At 60.2% G+C, this 21011-nt stretch carries 18 protein-coding genes; 9 read left to right on the top strand and 9 right to left on the bottom strand.

Annotated elements, in window-relative coordinates; all coding sequences use genetic code 11:
- Positions 1-45 precede the first annotated feature (45 nt).
- The 4 genes from DW56_RS17920 to DW56_RS17905 all read right to left on the bottom strand — a co-directional run bounded on the left by DW56_RS17920 (position 46) and on the right by DW56_RS17905 (position 3443).
- Positions 46-453 carry a DUF2000 domain-containing protein gene (locus DW56_RS17920; RefSeq protein ID WP_024555115.1) on the bottom strand — a complete coding sequence of 136 codons (408 nt, stop codon included), beginning with the start codon at positions 451-453 and terminating at the stop codon, positions 46-48.
- A 60-nt stretch (positions 454-513) separates the two neighbouring features.
- On the bottom strand, positions 514-1380 hold the full coding sequence (locus DW56_RS17915; RefSeq protein WP_024555116.1) for an AraC family transcriptional regulator: 867 nt from the start codon (positions 1378-1380) through the stop codon (positions 514-516).
- A 120-nt stretch (positions 1381-1500) separates the two neighbouring features.
- Positions 1501-2736 (bottom strand): bifunctional glucose-1-phosphatase/inositol phosphatase, encoded by a 1236-nt coding sequence (gene agp / locus DW56_RS17910; protein WP_024555117.1) that lies wholly within the window; start codon positions 2734-2736, stop codon positions 1501-1503.
- Positions 2737-2840: 104 nt separating this feature from the next.
- Positions 2841-3443: a helix-turn-helix domain-containing protein gene (locus DW56_RS17905; protein WP_024555118.1), complete on the bottom strand. Its 603-nt coding sequence runs from the start codon at positions 3441-3443 to the stop codon at positions 2841-2843.
- Positions 3444-3486: 43 nt separating this feature from the next.
- Between DW56_RS17905 and DW56_RS17900 the strand changes: the two genes are divergently transcribed.
- A complete protein-coding gene (locus DW56_RS17900) occupies positions 3487-4173 on the top strand; it encodes a B3/B4 domain-containing protein (protein WP_024562197.1) in 687 nt (228 codons plus the stop codon).
- Between the two features lie 78 nt (positions 4174-4251).
- The gene (gene bla / locus DW56_RS17895) at positions 4252-5115 is read left to right on the top strand and encodes a class A beta-lactamase (protein ID WP_024553175.1); all 864 of its coding nucleotides are present in this window, start codon (positions 4252-4254) and stop codon (positions 5113-5115) included.
- A gap of 97 nt (positions 5116-5212) precedes the next feature.
- Here bla and DW56_RS17890 read toward each other — a convergent pair whose 3' ends face one another.
- From DW56_RS17890 to opgC, 5 genes are read right to left on the bottom strand one after another with little or no spacing between them, the layout of a single operon-like run.
- Positions 5213-5632 carry an ATP-binding protein gene (locus DW56_RS17890; RefSeq protein ID WP_024553174.1) on the bottom strand — a complete coding sequence of 140 codons (420 nt, stop codon included), beginning with the start codon at positions 5630-5632 and terminating at the stop codon, positions 5213-5215.
- Between the two features lie 3 nt (positions 5633-5635).
- Positions 5636-5974, bottom strand: coding sequence for an STAS domain-containing protein (locus DW56_RS17885; RefSeq protein WP_024553173.1), 339 nt, complete (start codon positions 5972-5974; stop codon positions 5636-5638).
- The gene (locus DW56_RS17880; protein WP_024553172.1) at positions 5971-7176 is read right to left on the bottom strand and encodes a PP2C family protein-serine/threonine phosphatase; all 1206 of its coding nucleotides are present in this window, start codon (positions 7174-7176) and stop codon (positions 5971-5973) included. The genes DW56_RS17885 and DW56_RS17880 overlap by 4 nt, the downstream gene beginning before the upstream one ends.
- Before the next feature lie 9 nt (positions 7177-7185).
- Positions 7186-8091, bottom strand: a complete 906-nt coding sequence (locus DW56_RS17875; protein ID WP_024553171.1) for a hypothetical protein — start codon at positions 8089-8091, stop codon at positions 7186-7188.
- An 11-nt stretch (positions 8092-8102) separates the two neighbouring features.
- Entirely contained in the window at positions 8103-9320 is a 1218-nt protein-coding gene (opgC, locus tag DW56_RS17870; RefSeq protein ID WP_024553170.1) for an OpgC domain-containing protein, read from the bottom strand.
- 282 nt (positions 9321-9602) lie between these two features.
- On the opposite strand from opgC, the gene DW56_RS17865 reads away from it, so the two are divergent.
- The 7 genes from DW56_RS17865 to DW56_RS17835 are packed head-to-tail and all read left to right on the top strand — an operon-like array spanning position 9603 to position 20990.
- Positions 9603-11417, top strand: coding sequence for a glycosyltransferase (locus DW56_RS17865; protein WP_024553169.1), 1815 nt, complete (start codon positions 9603-9605; stop codon positions 11415-11417).
- On the top strand, positions 11414-12745 hold the full coding sequence (locus tag DW56_RS17860; protein WP_024562196.1) for a DUF3131 domain-containing protein: 1332 nt from the start codon (positions 11414-11416) through the stop codon (positions 12743-12745). Before DW56_RS17865 ends, DW56_RS17860 begins: the two co-directional genes overlap by 4 nt.
- On the top strand, positions 12742-14289 hold the full coding sequence (locus DW56_RS17855) for a DUF3131 domain-containing protein (RefSeq protein WP_024553120.1): 1548 nt from the start codon (positions 12742-12744) through the stop codon (positions 14287-14289). Before DW56_RS17860 ends, DW56_RS17855 begins: the two co-directional genes overlap by 4 nt.
- On the top strand, positions 14274-15668 hold the full coding sequence (locus DW56_RS17850; protein ID WP_024553121.1) for a DUF3131 domain-containing protein: 1395 nt from the start codon (positions 14274-14276) through the stop codon (positions 15666-15668). The genes DW56_RS17855 and DW56_RS17850 overlap by 16 nt, the downstream gene beginning before the upstream one ends.
- On the top strand, positions 15665-16102 hold the full coding sequence (locus DW56_RS17845) for a globin (protein WP_024553122.1): 438 nt from the start codon (positions 15665-15667) through the stop codon (positions 16100-16102). Before DW56_RS17850 ends, DW56_RS17845 begins: the two co-directional genes overlap by 4 nt.
- Complete coding sequence (locus DW56_RS17840) at positions 16099-18801, top strand: hybrid sensor histidine kinase/response regulator (protein ID WP_024553123.1); 2703 nt, start codon at positions 16099-16101, stop codon at positions 18799-18801. Before DW56_RS17845 ends, DW56_RS17840 begins: the two co-directional genes overlap by 4 nt.
- The gene (locus tag DW56_RS17835; protein WP_024562223.1) at positions 18798-20990 is read left to right on the top strand and encodes a glycoside hydrolase family 2 protein; all 2193 of its coding nucleotides are present in this window, start codon (positions 18798-18800) and stop codon (positions 20988-20990) included. Before DW56_RS17840 ends, DW56_RS17835 begins: the two co-directional genes overlap by 4 nt.
- Positions 20991-21011: the final 21 nt, after the last annotated feature.

Genomic DNA, 21011 nt, shown 5'->3' with positions numbered 1-21011 from the left:
AGCAAGCCTGAACGCCCGGCGGGAGGTTGCCGGGCACAGAGAAGATTACCGGTGCAGCGACAAACCTTTAACGGCTTTATCCACCGCTTTTTTCGGCCCGCGCAGCGCCAGCCCGACCAGGTTCAGGTTTTCCGCATCTTCCGCCATAAAGACTTCGCGGTTAGCCGCGTCGTGGCCGGTTGAGAACATAGCGAAGACATAAGGCACCAGCGTCAGTTCACGCTCAAGCCCTGTCCGGTGCGCCTTTTGCAGGCCCGCAAGGTCGCCTTCAAATACCAGCACGGGCTGGCCCAGCATGTTGCCGTACTGGCGGCCTTTGGCGTCAACATACGGTTCGCCCATCGCGTCGGGCGCAGCGGACGCCACGCCGGTCGCCAGAAACGCCACCACGTTCAGGCGCTGCCAGACCGCCAGGTCGTCGCGGACAATAATCGCTACTTTGGTATCAAACATCAGATTCTCCGGATGAGTGGACTGCAAAGGCCCATCATCCCCATTCCCACCGCGTGGGATCTAGAACGTTTGTGCAGAATGCACCGTCGCGCACTGGCGCTGATAGGCCGCTGGCGTCAGCCGGTAGGCGCGCTGAAACCAGCGCCCCAGGTGGCTCTGGTCGGCAAACCCCACCTGCGAGGCCACCAGCGCGGGCTTAAATCCCTGCGCCAGCAGCGTGCGCGCCGTGCGAAGCCGTAAACGCACCAGGTAGGTGTGAGGCGATAAGCCAAACGCTTTTTTAAATTCCCGCGTCAGACGAAAGCGGTCAACGCCCGCATAGCGGGAAAGCTCGTCCAGGCCGATATCCAGCGCCATGCCGTCATGCAGGTAATCGCGCACCCGCAGCATCTGGCTTGAAGAATCGCGGTAAAGCGACGCGGGCCGGGCGCAGAGATGCTGTGAAAGCTGCGACAGCAGATGATCCAGGCTCTGGTCGCGGGCAAGCCGCCCTTCGCCGTGATGAATGGCTGAAAAGGCCTGCACTATCGCGTTAGTAAGAAAGCGGTCGTCGGTAAGGGTATTCCTGAAGGCTGCCTGAAGGGTGGAAACATCGCCCAGCCCGCGCTGCGCAAGCTTGTCGGCGACCCACGCCTGCGGCAGATAAAGCATCAGGTAGGTAAAGCCCTCGGCTTGCGTGGCGTGGCCGTCATGCACCGCGCCAGGCTCAATCAGTATCGCCCTGCCTGGCGTGCTGGTGTGCAGCGAGCGGTTGCAGTTAAAGCGCTGCAACCCTTGCTGCGTCACGCCCACCAGGATTTCGTCGTGATCGTGCGGGTCATAGGCATGGCCGCAAAAATGCGCATGCACGCTCTCAATACCGGTTTCGCCGTCGCGCTCCAGTTGGATCCAGTCGCGGCTGTCGCCCCGTTTACCGCCAGCATTCATACGCAACGCCCTGCCCTTTAAGAGAAGCCCTGAACAGGAAGTATCCTTATTTGGACAGTTTGATGCAAAGCCGGATTGTAAGGATAAAGAATAAGCGCGGGAGGGACCCGCGCTCCGGGGTTACCGCTGCGCCTGCTTCATCACCGCTTCAAACTTCTCCCAGGGGCAGAAGCCATTCGCATCGGTCGGGCAGCCGTTCAGCTCCAGCGTCACGCGCTGAGGCGGGCTTGCCAGCGAAAGCGGCGCGGCGTTACGCAGCTGTTCCGTGCTCTGGTAGACATATTCCACCTTCATCAGGTTTTTGTTGGCCTTTTCGTCATGCCAGCGCTGGAACACAATCTTGCCGCCAATCGGCGTGCGCTCGTACTGGTCGTGCAGCTTATAAGGTTTGAAATCGAGCGCCGTCAGCAGCGAGGCGATGTTGGAATCATGCCCCACCAGCACCATCACTGGCGCGCGCGTTTTGTTCTCCACCAGCGCGCTGTTGATGTACTTCACCAGCGGCGCCGCCACGTTGCGCGCCACTTCCGGCGAAGTAAACAAGGTGTCCTGATAACCGTTTTTCAGCGCGGAAAGCTGCTGCCACTGCGCCGGCGTTTTAATTTCGCCCCAGGCGACCTGATCAAGCGGGAAGCCTTCGTAGTACTGAAGCGTAAAGGCGTCCGCCAGCGAATTGCCCACCTTCAGCGGCCCGGAAACGCCCGGCTCTTCGCCCGCGTTGGCTTTGAAGGTGTCTTTGCCCGTAGCCAGGTCGCACTGCTGCTTCTCTTTACAGGCGGCGGAATCTTTGTAACCGGTGACGCTCTCCAGAAGCTTATAGCTTTCGTCCAGCGCATAGTTTGCGCGTTGTTTTTCCATCGCCTGCACCGCCTGCTGGCTGAAGGCGCTGTTTTTATCGGTGATAACCGGGTTGAAGGTGGGGTCCATCTTGCCCATCGCCGCCTGATGGTGAACGGTGATGTCGCACCCCGGGAAAGCGCCGTTAGTGAAGAACTGCGCGGTGGCGACGGTGCGCTGAAGGCTGTTGGCGTAAACGTAGACACTTGCAGGCAGCGGGCACTCGTTCTCTTTAATCAGCCCCTGCTGCACCAGCCATTCGCGCATATAGTGGCCCATGTAGACTTCCAGCACACCGCCTTTGGTGGTGAGCTCGCCGCCCGGCACATCCCATTGCGGCCATTGCCGGGTGGTGGATTGCTCCAGCACGCTGCCGTTATTGGCAAGCGGCGCGCGCAGGTTATGGCGGCTCATCATCAAAACTTGTTTAAGCTGATACCCTTGTGGCGCATCCTGCGCCTGCGCCAGGCCACTGATGGTTAAAGCGCTGGCAAGCAAAGCGAGTGGTAAACGGGTCATGCAGGCTCCTTTTTCTTTATAAGTAAAGTCACCTGTGAGTATGACGTTTTTATGACACTCCGCCGTTACCGGGCTCCCATTTAGCCAGATGAAGAGCGTATGGCTTAACGTTGCAGCTCGGCCACCGTCATGGTGAAGCTCAGCGGCTCGCTGCTTTCATTGGCATATTCATGAGGCGCGTCCGTTCGCGCCACCGCCGCGCTCCCCTGCGCAAGCGTTGTGCGGGTTCCGTCGACAACCAGCGTCAGGGTTCCCTGCTCAACGTGAAAAAGCTCAAACGTGCCCTGCGGATGGCCGGGCGAAGCAAACCGCTCGCCGGGCTGCAAAAGCCAGCGCCAGAGCTCCACCATATCCGGCCCGCGGCTGCCTGCCAGCAGCCGCGCCGAACCGCCCTTCTCGCCCTGCCACAGCACCGGGATATTCGCTTCGTCGATAACATGCACGTTCGGCTTGCTCGCCACATCCACCATCTCGGCCACGGAAACGCCCATTGCCGCCGCCACTTTGCAGAGAATGGCAATGCTCGGGTTGGCCATGCCTTTTTCCAGCTCCACCAGCATCCCTTTGCTGACGCCAGCACGGTTTGAAAGCGCATCCAGGGTCAGTTTTTGCGCTTTGCGCCAGGCTTTAATGCGCAGGGCCACCGCCTCGCTGACCGATTGCACGTCGGCGCCCGTTTCAGTCAGTATATTGACTTTATTGGTCACTGGTCACTACCATGAAATAAATTAGTCATTACAGGATTATCAAATGGTCACCGTCACCCCGTCAATCGATCCCCGCATTGCCGACATCGCCCCTGGCTTTCGTGCGATAAGCCTTATTGTTGAAGCCGCGCCCCTGGTTAACCCGCAGGCGGGTGAAGCCGCGCTTGCTCGCGCCTGCCGGGAGCTGCTGGCTAACGACGCCGCGTGGGCGCACGCGCATCTTGACGCCTGGTCCCACGTGTTCCGCCAGTTCGGCGCCAGGCCTAACCGTACCCCCTGCTCCGCCGAAGCCCTGCGCAAGCGCGTGCTGAAAGAGGGATCGCTGCCCGCCATCGACCCGGTGGTGGATTTGTATAACGCCATAAGCCTTCGCTACGCCATTCCGGTCGGCGGAGAAAATTTCGCAGCCTACGTCGGGCAGCCGCGCCTGACCTTCGCCGATGGCAGCGAGCGCTTCGACACGATGAAAGCCGGCGAACCGGCGCTTGAATCGCCGGAGCCGGGCGAGGTTATCTGGCGTGATGACGAAGGGGTGACCTGCCGGCGCTGGAACTGGCGTCAGGGGGTGCGCACCCGCCTCGGCGCAGACGCGCAGCAGATGTGGTTTATCCTGGAAAGCCTGCCCGCCATGCCGCTGCACGCGCTGCATGAAGCAGGCGACGCGCTGCGCGACGGGCTGCTGCAAATGATGCCGGAGGCAAAAATAACAGCCGCATTGATTGAAGCCTGACGCCGCCGCGCGGTAGCGATACTCCGCTGGCTGCGGCTATACTCGCCCTTCCCCCTAAGCCCCTCGAAAGGATTGATAATGCTTACAAAAGGCGGAGTAAGGGCGCTGATCGCCGCGGTGTTAACCGCCAGCGCTCCCCTGAGCCATGCCGTTGACCTGGCGGCGTTAACCGCCGCCGCGCAGCAGGAAGAGAAAACGCTTAACGCCCGCATCGGCGTCACGGTGCTGGATACCGTCACCGGTAAAACCCTGAGCTACCGCGGCGATGAGCGCTTCCCCCTGAACAGCACGCATAAGCCGCTGCTGTGCGGCGCGCTGCTAAAACAGGCGCAGGAGAAGAAAATCAGGCTGACCGACAGCGTGCTGTTTGATAAATCCCAACTGGTGGATTATTCGCCGGTCACGGAAAAGCACGTTTCCCCGCAGTCCATGAACTGGTTGCAGCTTTGCAGCGCGGCGGTGAGTTACAGCGACAACACCGCCGCCAACCTGATCAGCCAGAAAGCGGGCGGGCCGCAGGCGATTACCGCGTTTGTGCGCGCCAGCGGCGATAACATCACGCGGCTTGACCGCTTCGAGCCTGAGCTGAACGAAGCCAGGCCCGGCGACGAGCGCGATACCACCACGCCCGACGCCATCAGCCATACATTGCAGAAGTTGCTGCTCGGCGACGTGCTGTCTGAAGCGTCGCGCCAACAGCTGACCCGGTGGATGGCGGAAGATAAAGTGGCCGACGCGCTGCTGCGCAAATCCCTGCCGAAGGGCTGGAAAATTGCCGATAAAACCGGCGCGGGCGGCTACGGCTCCCGCTCCATTATCAGCATGGTCTGGCCGGAGAAAGGCGCGCCGATGGTCGTCGCCATTTATATCACCCTGACCGAAGCTTCGCTCGCGCAAAGCAATGACGCCATCGCCCGCCTTGGCGGCGTTATCTTCCAGTAAGCGTAAGGCCCTTGCGGGCCTTTTTATCGTGTTAGCGCGCCGCAGAGCTGCCACATTGACGTGCAGACGACGCGGCGCGAGTTAATACCAACGCCCTTTAATAGCCGGTGCGCTTAACCAGGGTGGTGAAGTTTTTGTCATGGCGCCGCTCGACAATAAATTCATCGACGCTTAACAAAATAAGCATCACCCCCCTGCCGCTTTCCAGATCCATTTCGCTGTCGCTGCCGATTTTATTCCACGCTTTCTGAATCGCCCCTTCAGGCATCGGCGCGCCGCCGTCGGTAAAATGCACGCGCACTTCGCCGGGCTGACGTTCAAAGGCAGCGGTAAAAGCACAGTCGCCGTGCTCGTTAAGGGCGTGACAAATGATATTCGCCGCCGCTTCGCACACGGCGAGATCGAGCGCGTAGCGCCACTCTTCGTCCACCGCTAAAGAGGCCATCTGGCGCGCCAGCCACTGCGCGACGGCGGGCAGCGAGGTCAACGCCGCCGGGAAAGTAACGGGGCCGTCCATAGGTCAGGAAGCAAAACGGGACAGCGCGGCCGCGCGGTCGGGGCTGATGGTAAATATGCGGTCCATTCTCGTCAGCGAGAACATATTTTTAATACCGGGATTGAGCGCGCAAACCACCAGCTCCCCTTTGCCGTTCATCATTTTAAGCAGGGAAACCAGCGTGCCGAGGCAGCTACTGTCGATAAAGTCGACCCGGGAAAAATCGATAATCAGCGATTTCGGCTCCGCATTGATCTCCTGCGCAATCCCTTCCCGGAAAGCGGCGGAAACAGAGGCGTCGAGCCGCCTGACGGCAGGCGTCATCACGTTAACCGCGGGGTAGCGTTCAATCTCGATATTCATGGGGCAACTCCTCTGCGTTCAATAATCAGCAATGAGACATCATCGGCCATGGCGCCGCTGTGGCGGCCCGTGTCGCTGCGCCAGCCAACCAGCTGTTCGCCAAACTTCGGCAGCAGCGCTTCCACAGGCAAGGCGGCGTGCTGTTGCAGCCACTGCTGCATTCGCGCCTGGCCGAACTGCTCGCCCGCCGGGTTTTCGCACTCGGTTATGCCGTCGCTGAACAGGCACAGCCGCTCGCCTTCATGAAGGGTAAAGGCGGTATCTTCCCACGTTAGCCGCTCCAGCAGGCCGACCGGCGCGCCGCCGCCGCCGGTCTCTTTCACCTCGCCGTCGGCCGTGACGATAAACGGCGTCGGATGTCCCGCCTGGCACAACCGTCCCTCTCCGCTGCTCAGGTCGATAACGCCGTAGATCATCGTGAAATAGCTGACAATGTCCGGCTCTTCGCTACAAAACCGTTCGTTCAGCATGCGCACCACTTCCGCAGGCGACGTCACGCCGCCCTGGTCATCAAACAGAAAGCGCTCTACCACGCGCCCGTGCAAAAATTGCCGGGCCACGGCGAGCGACATCATCGCCGCGCCCACGCCATGCCCCGCCACGTCGACAAAGTAAAACCCCAGGTGGTTATCGAGCGGAAAGACGTTAAAGATATCGCCCGAAACCCAGGCGGAAGGCAAAAACAGCCAGTCGGCGAAATAGTCCTGATAGCGCAGCCGGTGAGACGGCAGTACCGAGTGCTGCAAGCGCGCGGCGGCCTGGAGATCCTGCTCTATCTGGCTTAGCGCTTCGCTTAGCCGCGTGTTGTGCGCCGCCAGGCTCGCCTCAAGGTCAAGAATGCGAATGCCCGCATGCAGCCGCGCCCGTAACTCGCTCTGGTTCACCGGCTTGCTGAGGAAATCATCCGCGCCCGCGTCAAACCCTTCGGTGAGATCGTCGGCGCTTTCCCGGGCGGTGAGCAAAATCACGTAGACATAGTGGCCGAACTGCCGCTCGCGAATGGCGCGGCATAGCGTCAGGCCGTCCATTACCGGCATCTCCCAGTCGCTGATCACCATATTGACGCTGCCGTCGGCAAGAATGCTTAACGCCGCTTCGCCATTTTCCGCCTCGCTCACCTGATACCCCCACTGCGCCAGCATTTTTGACAGCAGGCGGCGGTAGACCAGCGAATCATCCACAATCAACACATGTTGCGACATCGCGGCTCCTTAAAGCGGTAAATACCAGATAAGGCTGACCGTGCCTTCGCGAAATTTCGCGTTGCCGTTCCGGTGCCCCGGGAAGCGCGTTCCCGTGTAGTTTGCATACTGAACCGAGAACGAACCTGGCGTGTAGCCCGCATAGCCGAAGCTGTAGCTGTAATCGCCGTTCCAGGGCTGCTGCTGGCTGCTGTCGGGGTACCAGAACGCGGTCGCCCGAATAAAAAAGTGCTGCTTAAAGGTGTAGCCGCAGCCGCCAAGAAAGACATTCTTGTTCTTCTTCAGATCGTTGCTTTCAACATCATAGTAACGAGGCACCCAGCTGTAGCCCGCCTGGCAGATAATGGAGTCGCCTTCGTTAATCAGCAGGTGCTTCTCCACGGGCTTCGGCAGCGAAAATTTATAGGCGAGGGTCACCGCGCCCTGCTCGAAATAAGTGCGACGGTTATTGCCGGAGGGCCAGAAACGGTTTTCGCCATAGTTGCTGTAGACCAGGCTTACCGTGTTGGCGTGCCAGTCGTCATAGCCGAAGCTGTAGCGAAAATCGGTGGTGTAGCGGCTGGTATCCGTCACCGGCATACGGGTGGTTAAATTGGCGAACCAGTAGCTGTAAGGCGAATATTGCAGGCTCAGGTTAAGCGTCTGGTTAATCTTCTTTTTTTCCTGCGCCGTCTCAGAGCTGTTGGGAATGGTCATCCTTTGCTCTTTCAGCCCGGAGCTGAAACTCAACGCGCCGGAAAAAGGCTTATCGTTGCCGGAAAAAAGCCGTCCCCAGCGGCTGGTGAAAACCCCTGCCTGCACCGGTTCGCCCTGGCTGTCGCGCAGGTTTTCATCCTGGTTAGCCGGCGTTTGCGCCGCATACGCTGCGGGCATCGCGCTCAGCAAAACGCCTGCCAGCAAGACTCTTTCCCGCATACTCTCTTCCCTCAGTTGGGTATCCAGCGCGCGCCGACGTCATATTTCGCCATGAGCCACAGCACGCCCAGCGCCGCAGCATGCACCAGCGTATTGGTGAACCATGCTTCGCGCCATAAATCAAAAGTGACCACCTGGCTTACCGCCAGCACCACGTACACATGCAAAATGAAGGTATAAAGCGAATGCTGACCCAGCGGGATAAAAAACCAGCCGGTGGCGCGCGCGATGGGCTTCCAGCAATAAGTCAGCAGCAGATAGACCGCCACCATCAGGCTGATATCGTTGAGCACCCGCACCGGGCCAAGTCCGTTTTTCGCAGCCCAGGTGTGATAAAAAGCGTTGAAGTCCGCAGGCGAAATGACATGCATCAGCAACGCGGGCGGCATAAAAGGGTTGGTATGGTTTTGCGCCACAAACGCCAGCGCCAGCGCGATAACCACCAGCACGCCCACGGTGATTTTCCCGGGCGGCGTACGGGCAAGGGAAAGCAGCTCTTCTTTATACCAGCCGCAGGTCATGCCGATAACGTAGATAAACTGCCAGGCAAGCAGCGGAAAGGCGAACTCGAACTCCGAGACGGTCACCTTCACCGGCCAGCGCTGCCAGAGGCAGTAAACCGCGAGCGACCCGGCAAGCAGCCAGACTGCTTTGCGCCTGAGCAGCAGCCACAAAAAAAGCGGGCTAACCAGCAGCAGGCAGATATAAAGCCCCAAAATCTGCGTCTGATGCGGGCCTATTTGCAAATAGAGCACGATATTAAACCAGGTCTCTTTAATTTGCGGCGTACCAGGGAAAAGCGCCCATGAGGTTCCCGAATAGCGATCGGTAAAATGGGTGACCTCAAACGTATTAATAAAAGGCAGGTGCGAAAGCAGATAAATGGAAAGTATGATGATGATATTTACCTGATATATTTTCCAGGCGCGCTGCCATAACCCCCAGGAAATGGTTAATAGCCAGGCTTTTTGCAAACGCTGGCGGTTTAACATGCCCAGCATAAAACCCGAGAGAATAACAAACCCCTCCGCCCCGGTGGTTAAGCCAAAACGCTCCCAGGTAAAAATATTAAAAACCGACATCACTTCCGTATGCGCCACCACCATCATCACCAGCGCGATGCCGCGCATAAAATCAATACGCAAATCACGCCTGTCAGTCATGACATAGCGCCATGACACTGGTTTTAAAAGGCTTTGTTGACTGACCGCAGGCGCAGCCTGGCTTATTGACATGGCGGTTATCGGGCCTCAAAAAAACGATGCGGGATATAATTTAATAGCGTAGTTCACGCACAACAGCAAAATAAGCCCTCTTTTAATCAGCGCAGAATATATCCTTTAGCGCCGCTAACGATTAATTAAAGGCTGCCTGAATAAAGTTAGCCGCTGACATCTACACTCACTATTAGGTTTATTTTCATGAAGTTTATATAAACACGGACAGCCGGAATGTTTGCCTGTGCGAACTATTCCTCAGCGAATTATTAAAACATCAGGATACTGGTCGCTATGGGATTTTATTTCTCGCGCTTCGAATCACGCCTGCCGCCTGAACCGCTACAAACGCCGCGCTGGGTAAGAATCGCCTGGCAAATACTGGCTGTGGCCGGGCTTATTCTTGGCGCCAACTATATTCGCTGGCGCTGGATGTCCTCGCTGAATATGGATGCCCTCTGGTACGCCGTTCCGCTGGCGCTGGCGGAAACGCTCGCCTGGATTGGCACGCTGCTGTTCACCATCAACCTGTGGAAAGAGGTCGACCCGCCGCAGCGCACGCCGCCTGCCGATATCAACGACTGTCTGACGGAGCAGGACCAGACCGAGCCGCGGCCCGTAAAAGTGGATCTCTTCATCGCCACCTATTCCGAAGATGTGGAGCTGGTGCGTCTCTCCATTCGCGATGCGCTGAAAATGGCGTACCCCTTCCCGCTTGATTACCGCATCCATGTGCTGGACGACGGGCGGCGGCCGGAGATGAAAGCGGTCTGCGACGAAGAGGGGGTGAACTACATCACCCGGCAGACCAACATCGGCTACAAGGCGGGCAACCTGCGCAACGGCCTTGAGCAGACCGACGGCGATTTTTTAGTGATTTGCGACGCCGACACCCGCGTTTTCCCCACCCTGCTCAGCCATACGCTGGGTTACTTCCGCGACCCGGATGTCGCCTGGGTGCAGACGCCGCAGTGGTTTTTCGATCTGCCGGAAGGCGAGCGCCTGCCGCGCTGGCTCGCCCGCCGCACAGGGAAACCGGGCTACGCGCTGGGCTGGACGCTGGAGAAAATCGTCGGCCCGGTGACGCTTGGCCGCGACCCGTTTTTTAACGATCCGCGCATGTTTTACGACGTGATCCTGCGCCGTCGCAACTGGGCCAACGCCGCTTTCTGCTGCGGCGCGGCTTCCATTCACCGTCGCGAAGCGGTTATGCAGGCGGCGCTCAGAAGCTATGTGTGGAATGTGGAAGCGGAGATCGAGCGCCACACCCGGGATATTCAGGACCCGACGATGCGCGAAGCGTTGCAGGACGCCATGCGCCCGCACGTGGCCTTTGACACCGAGCTGACGCCTTATAAATTTCACGTCTCGGAAGATATTTATACTTCCATCGTGCTGCACGGCGACGACGCCCGCCGCTGGCGCTCGGTAATGCACCCGCGCATTGAATCGAAGATGCTGTCGCCGCAGGATATGCTCACCTGGATCATTCAACGCTTTAAATATGCTGCCGGCTCGCTGGACATTTTGTTTCACGACAATATTTTCAGCCGCCGCCGTTTTAAGCTTTCGCTGCCGCAGACGCTGATGTACGGCACCACCTTCTGGTCTTACCTCGCCTGCGTGTGGAATACCATTTTTCTGATCTCGCCGATCGTCTACCTTTTCACCGGGATCCCGCCGGTCTCCGCCTGGTCGGAGCCGTTTTACCTGCACTTTTTGCCCTTTTTTATCGTCTCTGAACTGGCCTTTATGTTCGGCACCTGGGGGATTTCCGCCTGGGATGGCCGCGCCTCGTATCTGGCATTTTTCTCCATGAACCTGCGGGCGCTGAATACGGTGCTGAAAGGCGAGCAGATCAAATTTCATGTCACGCCGAAAGAACGCCAGACCGGGCGGTTTCTCTACCTGGTTAAGCCGCAAATCGCCATTGTGGTGCTGACGCTCGCCGGGCTTATCTGGGGCGGCATACAGGTGGCGCGCGGCCAGGTGGATGATCCTTCAGGCTACGTGATTAATATTTTCTGGGGCGGCGTGAATATCGCCGCCATGCTGCCGCTCATTCTTGCCGCCATGTGGACGCCTGCCGAAGAGGAGGCGTCGTCATGAAAACCCGGGAAGCGCTGCTGAGCGCGCGCAGCTACATCACTATCCTGCTCGGCTTTTTGCTTGGCTTCGCGATTGTGGTCTGGGTGGAACGCCAGATGCCAACCCGCGTGGAAAGCAGCGCGGGCATGACGCTCAGCGAAGATTTTCCGCCGCTGCCGGCGCCGCGCGAGCTCACCTTCAACGAAGCGGTCTGGGCGCGCGTCGCGTGGCAATATTTCGTCAACAACACGCAGCCCAACGGCCTTGCCAACGCCCACGACGGCGAGCCATGGCTGAATCTCTGGAGCACCGGCAGCTACCTTTTCGCCACGCTCGCCGCCCGCCAGCTTGAGGTCATCACGCAAGCGGAATTTGACGAACGGATCACCGCCGCGTTGTTCGCGCTGGGTCAGTTGCCGCTGAACGAGCAGGGCCTGCCCGCGGCCTATTACCACGCCGATACGCTCACGGTTATCGGCAAGCCCGACAGTTCCGCCATCGGCATGGGCCGCCTGTTAATGGCGCTGGAAACGCTGCTCTGGCGCTATCCGGGCCATGCGGCGGAAGTGCGCGATCTCTTCAGCCAGTGGCAAACCGGCGCGCTTATCGCCACCGGGGCCGCCACCCGCGACTCTCTGCCGGTGCGCCACTGGACGCTGGCGACCGACGAGCCGCGCAACAGCTTCGGCTACCGGCTTTACGCCAGCTACACGCTGCGGCTTATCGACAGCGCGGCGGGGCTTGCCGTTACCAACTCGCCGCAGGGCCAGCAGATGATGGATATCGACGGCATTATGGTGCCCGATGAAGGGCTGCGCACGCCGTGGGGCCGCCAGCCTTCGCTGGTCAGCCTGCCCTATTTGCTTACCGGCCTTGAGCGCGGGTTCGACGCGCAGAGCGGCGAAATCGCCTGGCGCATTATGCAAATTCAGCAGCGCCGCCACAGCCTGCGGGTGCGTAAACCGCCCATCAGCACCGATTACGCCGAACCCGCGCCCGACTACGCCCGCGCCCAGCCGAATCAGCCGCCGGTAAACGAGCCGTTGCTAAGCGACATGCCGCCGGAGCAGCGCGCCATCACCTCAACCCGCTCCGCCTTCGCCTGGTATGCGCTGTTTCGCAACGACTGGAGCGAGGCGCTGCGCCAGCAGGTGCAGGGGTTGCAGGTGCCAGGCAAAGGCTGGCAGCGCGGGCTGAACCTGAATAACAGCACCAATAACGTCATAGATGCGGATACGAACGCGGTAGTGCTGGAGAGCCTCTCCTTTATCGCCCATGGCCAGATGCTGTGCCTGGCCTGCCTGAACGCCGCGCCCCGTCCCTCTTCTCTCCCAGGAGCTACGCCATGAAGCTGAACTGTTTGTCCCTGTTGCGCCGGTGGGTCGGCTTTGCGGCGCTCGCCCTGTTTTTAAGCAGCGCCCAGGCCGCGCCGGAATTGCCCGCCTCCGGCTACCCGGTGCGCAGCGGCGAGCTTACCGCGCAGGAGATGACGATGGCGAAAAACGCCTGGCAATATTTCGTCGCCAACTACCAGCCGACCACGGGGCTGGTGAACGCGGTAAACAAATACCCTTCCACCACCATGTGGGACAGCGCCTCTTATCTTGCCGCCATGACGGCGGCCCGCGAGCTGGGCATTATTGATAAAGCGGAGTTCGACCGCCGCATGCTGAAAATTCTCGCCACGCTCAACACCATTCAGCTTTATAACAACGAGATGCCGAACAAAGCCTATAACACCATCAACGGGCAGAAGGTGAACTACCTGAACAAACCCGGCGATATCGGCTTTTCGGCGCTGGATATCGGCCGCATGCTGCTGTGGCTGAAAATCATCAAAGAGCGCTACCCGGAGTACGGCAACAGCGTTGATAACATCGTGCTCGGCTGGGACTTCTCGCACGTGGTCGACCCGTGCGGCACGCTTTACGGCGCCGTGGTGGAGAACGGCAAGCCGAAGTATGTGCAGGAGGGGCGTCTGGGGTATGAAGAGTACGCCTCAGCGGGCTATCAGCTCTGGGGCTTCAACACCTGCCAGGCCAACCGCCCGGAGCCTTACGATCTGGCGGAAATTTACTGCGTAATGGTGCCCTACGACTCGCGCGATCCGCGCCAGACCTACCAGCACAACTATGTGGTTACCGAGTCTTATCTGCTGCACGGACTGGAGCTGGGGTTTGACAACCCTACCGATCGCGATGACAGCCCGCGCAACTTTACGCATCCGTGGATGAAAAACTTCGCCGATCGCGTTTATCAGGCCCAGGAGAACCGTTACGCCATTACCGGCATTTTAACCGCCCGTTCGGAGCACCAGCTCGATAAATCCCCCTACTTCGTGTACGACACGGTCTTTAGCGACGGTTTTAACTGGAACACCATTACCGATAAAGGCCAGTATGTGCCCAATTCCGCAGCCGTTTCGCTGAAAGCGGCGCTGGGCATGTGGGCGCTATGGGATTCGCCTTACACCGACCGCCTGCTCGCCACCATTGAAAACGCCAACCAGCCTGGCCTGGGTTATTACGAAGGGCTGTATGAGAACGGCGACGGCCCCATCAAAGAGTTCACCGCCAACAATAACGGCATCATGATGGAAGCGCTGCTCTACAAAAAAGAGGGCAAGCTGCTGCGCTTTAACACTGACAAGCCGAAAAACAAAGACTTCGCGCCTTCGCTGTGGGAGAAGAAGCTGGTTAACCTGTTTGAGGAAAACAACACCCGCCGCAACCGGCCTTTTATCGACCCGACGCCGGGCGTGAAGAACTGGTGCGAACAGACCGGCACCGCGCTGCGCACCGCGCCCTCCTGCCAGGCGTGCCAGTGCGCCTCCTGTAAGGACGACGCGCCTGTTAAATTGCCCCCGGTGACCGCCTCATGCTTAAAACAGTAAGCCGCCTGCTGCTGCTGGCGCTCGTGATAGCCCTGCTCGCTTTTGCGTTTGCCGCAAGAGACGGCGCGGGCTGGCGCTGGCTCACCAAAGGAGGCTGGCACACCACGGCGCGCATCAGCGAGCTAACGCCGCAGGAGCGCGAGTGGGCCGCTGTCGCCTGGCGTTATTTTGTCAACAATACGCAGCCGCAGACCGGGCTGGTGAACGGCAGCGACAAACAGCCGCGCGCCACCCTCTGGCAAATGGGCGATACGCTGATTGCGCTGCTCGCCGCCCGCGAACTGGGGCTGGTGAACGAGGCGGAGTTTGACGACCGGCTGACGCGGCTGCTTGGCACGCTAAACCGCCTGATGCTCTCAGAGAGCCGCACGCCGGGGCGGATCTACTCCACGCAGTCCGCCACCATGGTCGATTTCGCCGGCAAACCGGTGAAGAGCGGCTGGTCTGCCCGGGACATGGCTCGCCTGATGCTGGCGCTTCGCCTTACCGCCGAATGGGCGCCACAGTATCAGGAGTACCTTGACCGCATTGTGCTGCGCTGGAACTTCTGCCCGGTTGTCGATAAGCAAGGGGAGCTGTGGTCATCGATGCTGGTGGAAGGCGCGCCGACGCTTCGCGAAGAGCTGCGCCTTGGCGAAAGCGAATATGCCGCCAGCGCGTTTCGTCTCTGGGGCTTCGACCCGCAAAAGGCGCTTACGCCGCCTTCGCAAAACGCCATTATTTACCAGCGGGCGCTGGCCGTGGATGCCCGCGACCCGCGCACCACCTGGCAACCTTCGCTTATCTCTACCCTGCCTTACATGCTGCCGGGCCTGGAGTTCGGCTGGCTGCCGCCCGGCATTAATGACGAAACCCGCCAGTCGCTGCGCGAGCGGGCGAAACAGGTTTATCTCACGCAACAAACCCGCTGGGAAAAAGAAAAGGTGCTGACCGCCCGCGCCGACTATTTTGTCGGCGAAGCGCCCTGGCACGTGAACGACACCGTCTGGGGCAACGGCTTCGCCTGGAACACGCTCGGCGACGACGGCAAATATTACCCGCGCCGGGCGCAGGTCACCACCAAAGCGGTTTTCGCGCTCTGGGTGCTGTGGGAAACCCCTTATACCGACGCCCTGATGCGCGTCACGCAGCGGATGTTCGATGAAAAACGCGGCTGGTATGAAGGCCGGGTGGAAGCCACCGGCGACTACAACCGCATGGTAACGCTTTCCACGAACGCCACGGTGCTGGAGTCGCTTTTCTACAAAGCGCACGGCGGCCCGCTGCTGAAAAACGGGCTTATTGGCAGCGACAGTTATTTCAGCCTGCGCGCGCAGGACACCTTTAACTCGCCGGGCCTCTGCCTGCCAGGCGAGCGTCGTACGGAGGCCAGAAAATGAAATTCTACCGCGACCTGTTTGACGCCAGCCTGAGCCGGATCTTTCCGCAGGATGACAAAGCGCCTTTCTTTAACGCCTTTTACGAGAAATTTATCCATATGTCGCCGGAGACGGAGCGCCACTTTCAGTCGGTCAATGCCGACGAATTGCGCCGCCTCATCCACAAAACGCTTTTCGCCATGCTGGCGGTGGACGGCTCGCTGTTTGTGCCTGATTTCCTCGAAAGCCTGGCCCGTGACCAGGGCAGCCGCGGCATCCGCCTGCCGCCGGGGTTCTTCGCCCTCTGGCGTCTGGCGATGCTCAACACCGTGCGCGAGCGCGACCCGCAGTGCGACGAAGAGGTGTTGACCGCCTGGGCGATGTCTATTGCGCCGGGGCTTGAGTATCTGCGCCGCCAGGCGGAGCTGCACTACCAGGCGGGAGGCCGTCCATGAACGCGCCGTCGCTTTACGATCTCAACGCCCTGCCGGTGGCGGTCATGATTTATGACGCCGACGAACGGCTGGTGGCGTGGAACGACAACATTACGCACTTTTACCCGACAATCGCGCCGTATTTGCACATCGGCGCCACGCTTTCGGAACTGGCGGTCCGCTTTATCGACGCCGCTTACGATACCGAGCCGGGGCGGCGCCAGGCGCTGGCGGCGTCGATAGTCGCCAACTGTCGGCTGGATAACCATTGTGAAGTGCGCGAGTCGGGCGCGCGGCGCCTCTTTTCACAGCACCAGCGCCTGCCGGACGGCGGCATCGCCAGCCTGCACACCGACATTTCGCGGCTCGACACGGCGCAAAGCTCTCGTCAATTGCTGCACGACGACTTTCTGCTGGCGGCGGAATCTATCCATATCGGCACCTGGGACTGGCATGTGACGCCGGACATTTTGCAGGTAAACGACACGCTGCTGGCGCTGACCGGCCAGCCGCGCGGCGAATGGCACTACAGCGCCCGTTTCCTGATGGGCCTTGTGCATGAGGAGGATCGCGCTCTGCTGCGCGAAACGATGCAAAAGGCGAGCAAACACCATCGCCCGGTTTTTGAGTGCGAAATCCGCGTGCGTAACGCCGAAGGACAGTGGCGCTGGATGCTGCTTTCAGGCCAGGTCGTTACCCTCAGCATGGCGGGCGAAATGGAGCGCGTTATCGGCACGCTTCAGGATATTACCCGCCGTAAAGAAGCCGAGCTTATCGCCATTGACGCCGCCAAAGCCGCGCGCCTGGCGAACGAGGCGAAAAGCGCGTTTCTCGCCAACATGAGCCATGAGATCCGCACGCCGATGAACGGCATTCTGGGGATGACCCAGCTTTGCCTGGAGACGGATCTCAACACCGAACAGCGCGAATACCTGACGCTGGTGATGAGCTCCGCGCAGGCGCTGCTGCATATCATCAACGACATCCTCGATTTTTCGAAAATCGAAGCGGGCAAGATTGTGCTGGAGGAAGAAGCGCTGACCCTTCGCCCTTTCATCCAGACGCTGATCCGCCCGCATATGCCCGCCGCCAGCGAAAAAGGGGTAGAGCTGCTGGTGGATATTTCGCCGCAGGTGCCTGACGTGCTGCGGGTGGACAGCGGGCGGCTGCGCCAGATCCTCACCAATCTGCTCAGCAATGCGCTGAAGTTTACCCATGAAGGGGAAGTATTGCTGACGATAGAGCCGGACGCCCAGGCGGGACGCTGGCGTTTTCGCGTGCGCGACAGCGGCATCGGCATTCCCGCAGAAAAACAGCAGCTTATTTTTGAAGCTTTCAGCCAGGCGGACAGTTCCACCACCCGGCGCTACGGCGGCACCGGGCTGGGGCTGACCATTTCCGCGCGGCTGGTGGCCATGATGGGCGGCCTTTTGCAGGTAACCAGCACGCCCGGTCTCGGCAGCGAATTTTCTTTCTCGCTGGCGCTGGAAAGCGCCCTTGCTGCGGGCGATAACGACAACGCGCAGCGCTTTAGCGGCGAGCGCGTGCTGGTGGTGGATGATAACGCCACTAACCTGCGGCTGTTAAACGCCATGCTGACGACGATGGGCCTGACGCCCTGCTGCGTGGACAATCCGAAAGAGGCGCTGGCGCAGGTTTCACAGCAGCCGCCCTTCCCGGTGATTTTGCTCGACGCCCAGATGCCCGACATGGACGGCGTCTCGCTGGCGCTGGAGCTTTCGGTGCTGCCGCAGGCGCGCCAGAGCCGCATCATTATGCTCAGCTCCATGAACCGCCATTTCGACATGAGCATGCTTAAGCGCATCGGCATCGCCCATTACCTGCATAAACCTGTGGACCAGAGCGAACTGCATCAGGCTATCGGCTCATTGCTGCGCCCGGCCTCGCCCGCCCCGGCAAATAATGCGGCGCCCACGCCGCCTGCGCCAGCCGGGGCGCCGCAGCGCCCGCTGCGTATTTTGCTGGCGGAAGATAACCTGGTGAATCAGCGGCTGGCGAACCGGCTGCTGGAACAGCTGGGGCACCGTTGCGAAACGGTCGGCGACGGGGCAGAGGCGCTGCGGCTGTGGCGCGCCGAAAGCTGGGATGTGGTGCTGATGGATTTGCAAATGCCGCACATGGACGGCGAAACCGCCATCCAGCTGTTGCGCGAAGAGGAGCGTTTGCGCGCAGGGGCGCGTCAGCCTGTGGTCGCCATGACCGCCCATGCCATGCAGGGCGACAAAGAGCGCTGTCTGGCGATGGGCTTTGACGGTTATATCGCCAAGCCGGTCACCCGCGAGGCGCTGGTTGCGGAGCTAAACCGCGTGGCGGCGGAGCCGCAGCCCGCACCGCAGGCGGAAACGGCGGCGTCGGACGAAGGGCTGCCCGAAGAAAGCGCGCTGCTCGAACAGTGCGGCGGCGACCCGCAGCTGGTGGCCGAGCTGATGACGATTTTTCGCGACGAGATCGCCTCGCTGGTGGCGGAAATAGAACAGGCTGGCGCCGCCGGGGATCGTGAAGCGCTGCGCCGCGCCGCCCATAAACTGAGCGGCGAGGCCATCTCCCTCGATTTCACCCGCCTTGGCGAGCTGCTGCGCCAGCTGGAAACGGGCGCCAACACCCTGAGCGAGACGCACCTTGAACAGTTGCTCCAGGCGTTACGCCTTGAGCAGACGCGCGTCGTCGCCTGGCTGCAACGAAGAGAGGAAAAGCGATGATACGTTATGCGCTTGCGCTGTGGTGCGGGTTAACCGCTTTCGCTCAGGCGACCGCGCTGCCGGTCACCTGGTCTCTGGCCGGCGACTGGCGCGCCCATGACGCCAACGACCCGGCCTTTGACGGCGTACAGGCGCGTGACAGCGGCTGGTCGCCCCTGCGCGTGCCTGCCAACTGGTACGTCGCCGGGCGGGATCACCAGGGCGCGCTCTGGTATCGCCACGCGTTTACGCTGCCGGAACTGGATGACGATACGCTGGCGACGCTCACTTTTGACGGCGTGGATTACTTTGCCGATGTAACGCTAAACGGGCAACCGCTTGGCCGTCATGAAGGTTACTTCCAGCGTTTTTCGCTGGACGCGACCGACGCGCTGCGCCGCCATAACCGGCTGGCGGTGAAAGTGGACAGCCCGTTTGAAGATCCGAAAACCATCTGGCCGCTGCATAAAAATATGGTGAAGGGCATACTCAACCAGCACGACACGCGCCCCGGCGGCGCCTGGTCGCCGGAAGGCCAGGACGCCAACTCCGGCGGCATCTGGGCGCCGGTGCGGCTGCACTTAAGCCGCGGCGCGGCGATTGACGAAGTTATCGTTCGCCCGGACTGGCAAGAGGGCCTGGCGAAGCCCCGGCTGCGCGCAGAGATAGTTTACCGCGCCCGGGAAAGCCGCCAGGCCACGCTGCGCCTTACGGCGGCGCCCGCTAACTTTTCCGGCGAGCGCTTTCGCATTGAGCAGCCCGTTACCCTGAACGCCACGGGCAAAACAGCGCAGCGCCTGAGCATTACGCTGCCGATGGACGGCGCGAAGCTCTGGTGGCCCGCAGGCTACGGCAAGCCTCACCTCTACCATATCCGCGCCAGCCTGCATGATGAACAGGGGGTCATGGACGTGGCGAAAACCCGCACCGGGCTGCGTAAAGCGCAGGAGCTTGCGGGCGACCAGGGCTGGCAAATTAACGATAAGCGGTTATTTATCAAAGGCTCTAACTATATTGGCTCTCCCTGGCTTAGCGAAATGACGGCGGAAAAATACCGTCGCGATTTTCAACTGGTGCTGGCGATGAACGCTAACGCCATTCGCGTGCATGGCCACGTGGCAGGTCGTCCGCTTTATCAGGTGGCGGATGAAATGGGGCTGATGATCTGGCAGGACGTGCCGTTGCAGTGGGGCTATAACAACAGCGAGGCGTTCGCCGACAACGCGGCGCGCCAGACCCGCGAGATGGTGGCGCAGTTTGGCAATTCTCCGGCCATTATCGCCTGGGGCGGCCACAACGAACCGCCCTGGAACTCGCCGTGGATGGAAAAACGCTTCCCGGACTGGAATAAAGATCTTAACCGGACGCTGACGACGCGCGTGGCGGACGCGCTGGCGGAAGATACGTCGCGCATTGTGCACCGTTTCTCGGCCGTGGAAGAACACTACTGGCAAGGGTGGTATTTCGGCACGATACGCGACCTGCTCGCCCCGGCGAAAACCGGCATCATTACCGAATTTGGCGCGCAGGCGCTGCCGAACCTCCCGACGCTGAAAACCATTATCCCGCCGGAAAGCCGCTGGCCTGCCACTACGGCGGCGGATGATCCGGGCTGGACGCGCTGGAAATACCATAACTTTCAGCCCTTCCAGACCTTTAAGTTCGCCCATATCCCGCGCGGTAAAAATATGAATGAATTTATTCATAATACCCAGCAGTACCAGGCGAAGCTGGTGGCGACAGCGGCGGAAAGCTACCGTCGCCAGCGTTATCAGCCGGTCACCGCGCTGTTTCACTTTATGTTTGTGGAAACCTGGCCGTCGATAAACTGGGGGGTGGTCGACTACCTGCGCCAGCCCAAAGCGGGCTACTACGCGCTGCAACGCGCTTATCAGCCGCTGTTGCCCTCTATCGAGCCAGTAACCGCCGAATGGCGCAAAGGCAAACCCGGCAGCTTTGGGCTGTGGGCCGTTAATGACACCTTCTCTGAATGCAGATCGTGCACGTTAAAATGGTCAGTGACGCAGAATAACCGCACCCTGGTCGCCTCCCAAACCCGCCGGACGCTCGCCGCCGACAGCCTGAACAGAATCGAAACGCTGGATATCACGCCGCAGGAAGCGGGCGAATTGCTGGTGAGCTTTACTATCTTCGACGAAAAAGGAAAGGTCGTTGGGAAAAACCGCTATCGCGAAACGGTGCAAGAGTAAGTGGCTTGCCGGTAAGAAAAA

This window comes from Franconibacter helveticus LMG 23732 (assembly GCF_000463115.2).
Lineage (GTDB): Bacteria > Pseudomonadota > Gammaproteobacteria > Enterobacterales > Enterobacteriaceae > Franconibacter > Franconibacter helveticus.
This window is presented reverse-complemented; position numbering and strand designations above follow the sequence as displayed.

Excerpts from the sequence above, each read along its gene's own strand:
- DW56_RS17920 (WP_024555115.1), bottom strand. The coding sequence starts at position 453 with ATGTTTGATACCAAAGTAGCGATTATTGTCCGCGACGACCTGGCGGTC.
- DW56_RS17915 (WP_024555116.1), bottom strand. The coding sequence starts at position 1,380 with ATGAATGCTGGCGGTAAACGGGGCGACAGCCGCGACTGGATCCAACTG.
- agp (WP_024555117.1), bottom strand. The coding sequence starts at position 2,736 with ATGACCCGTTTACCACTCGCTTTGCTTGCCAGCGCTTTAACCATCAGT.
- DW56_RS17900 (WP_024562197.1), top strand. The coding sequence starts at position 3,487 with ATGGTCACCGTCACCCCGTCAATCGATCCCCGCATTGCCGACATCGCC.
- bla (WP_024553175.1), top strand. The coding sequence starts at position 4,252 with ATGCTTACAAAAGGCGGAGTAAGGGCGCTGATCGCCGCGGTGTTAACC.
- DW56_RS17890 (WP_024553174.1), bottom strand. The coding sequence starts at position 5,632 with ATGGACGGCCCCGTTACTTTCCCGGCGGCGTTGACCTCGCTGCCCGCC.
- DW56_RS17885 (WP_024553173.1), bottom strand. The coding sequence starts at position 5,974 with ATGAATATCGAGATTGAACGCTACCCCGCGGTTAACGTGATGACGCCT.
- DW56_RS17880 (WP_024553172.1), bottom strand. The coding sequence starts at position 7,176 with ATGTCGCAACATGTGTTGATTGTGGATGATTCGCTGGTCTACCGCCGC.
- DW56_RS17875 (WP_024553171.1), bottom strand. The coding sequence starts at position 8,091 with ATGCGGGAAAGAGTCTTGCTGGCAGGCGTTTTGCTGAGCGCGATGCCC.
- DW56_RS17865 (WP_024553169.1), top strand. The coding sequence starts at position 9,603 with ATGGGATTTTATTTCTCGCGCTTCGAATCACGCCTGCCGCCTGAACCG.
- DW56_RS17860 (WP_024562196.1), top strand. The coding sequence starts at position 11,414 with ATGAAAACCCGGGAAGCGCTGCTGAGCGCGCGCAGCTACATCACTATC.
- DW56_RS17855 (WP_024553120.1), top strand. The coding sequence starts at position 12,742 with ATGAAGCTGAACTGTTTGTCCCTGTTGCGCCGGTGGGTCGGCTTTGCG.
- DW56_RS17850 (WP_024553121.1), top strand. The coding sequence starts at position 14,274 with ATGCTTAAAACAGTAAGCCGCCTGCTGCTGCTGGCGCTCGTGATAGCC.
- DW56_RS17845 (WP_024553122.1), top strand. The coding sequence starts at position 15,665 with ATGAAATTCTACCGCGACCTGTTTGACGCCAGCCTGAGCCGGATCTTT.
- DW56_RS17840 (WP_024553123.1), top strand. The coding sequence starts at position 16,099 with ATGAACGCGCCGTCGCTTTACGATCTCAACGCCCTGCCGGTGGCGGTC.
- DW56_RS17835 (WP_024562223.1), top strand. The coding sequence starts at position 18,798 with ATGATACGTTATGCGCTTGCGCTGTGGTGCGGGTTAACCGCTTTCGCT.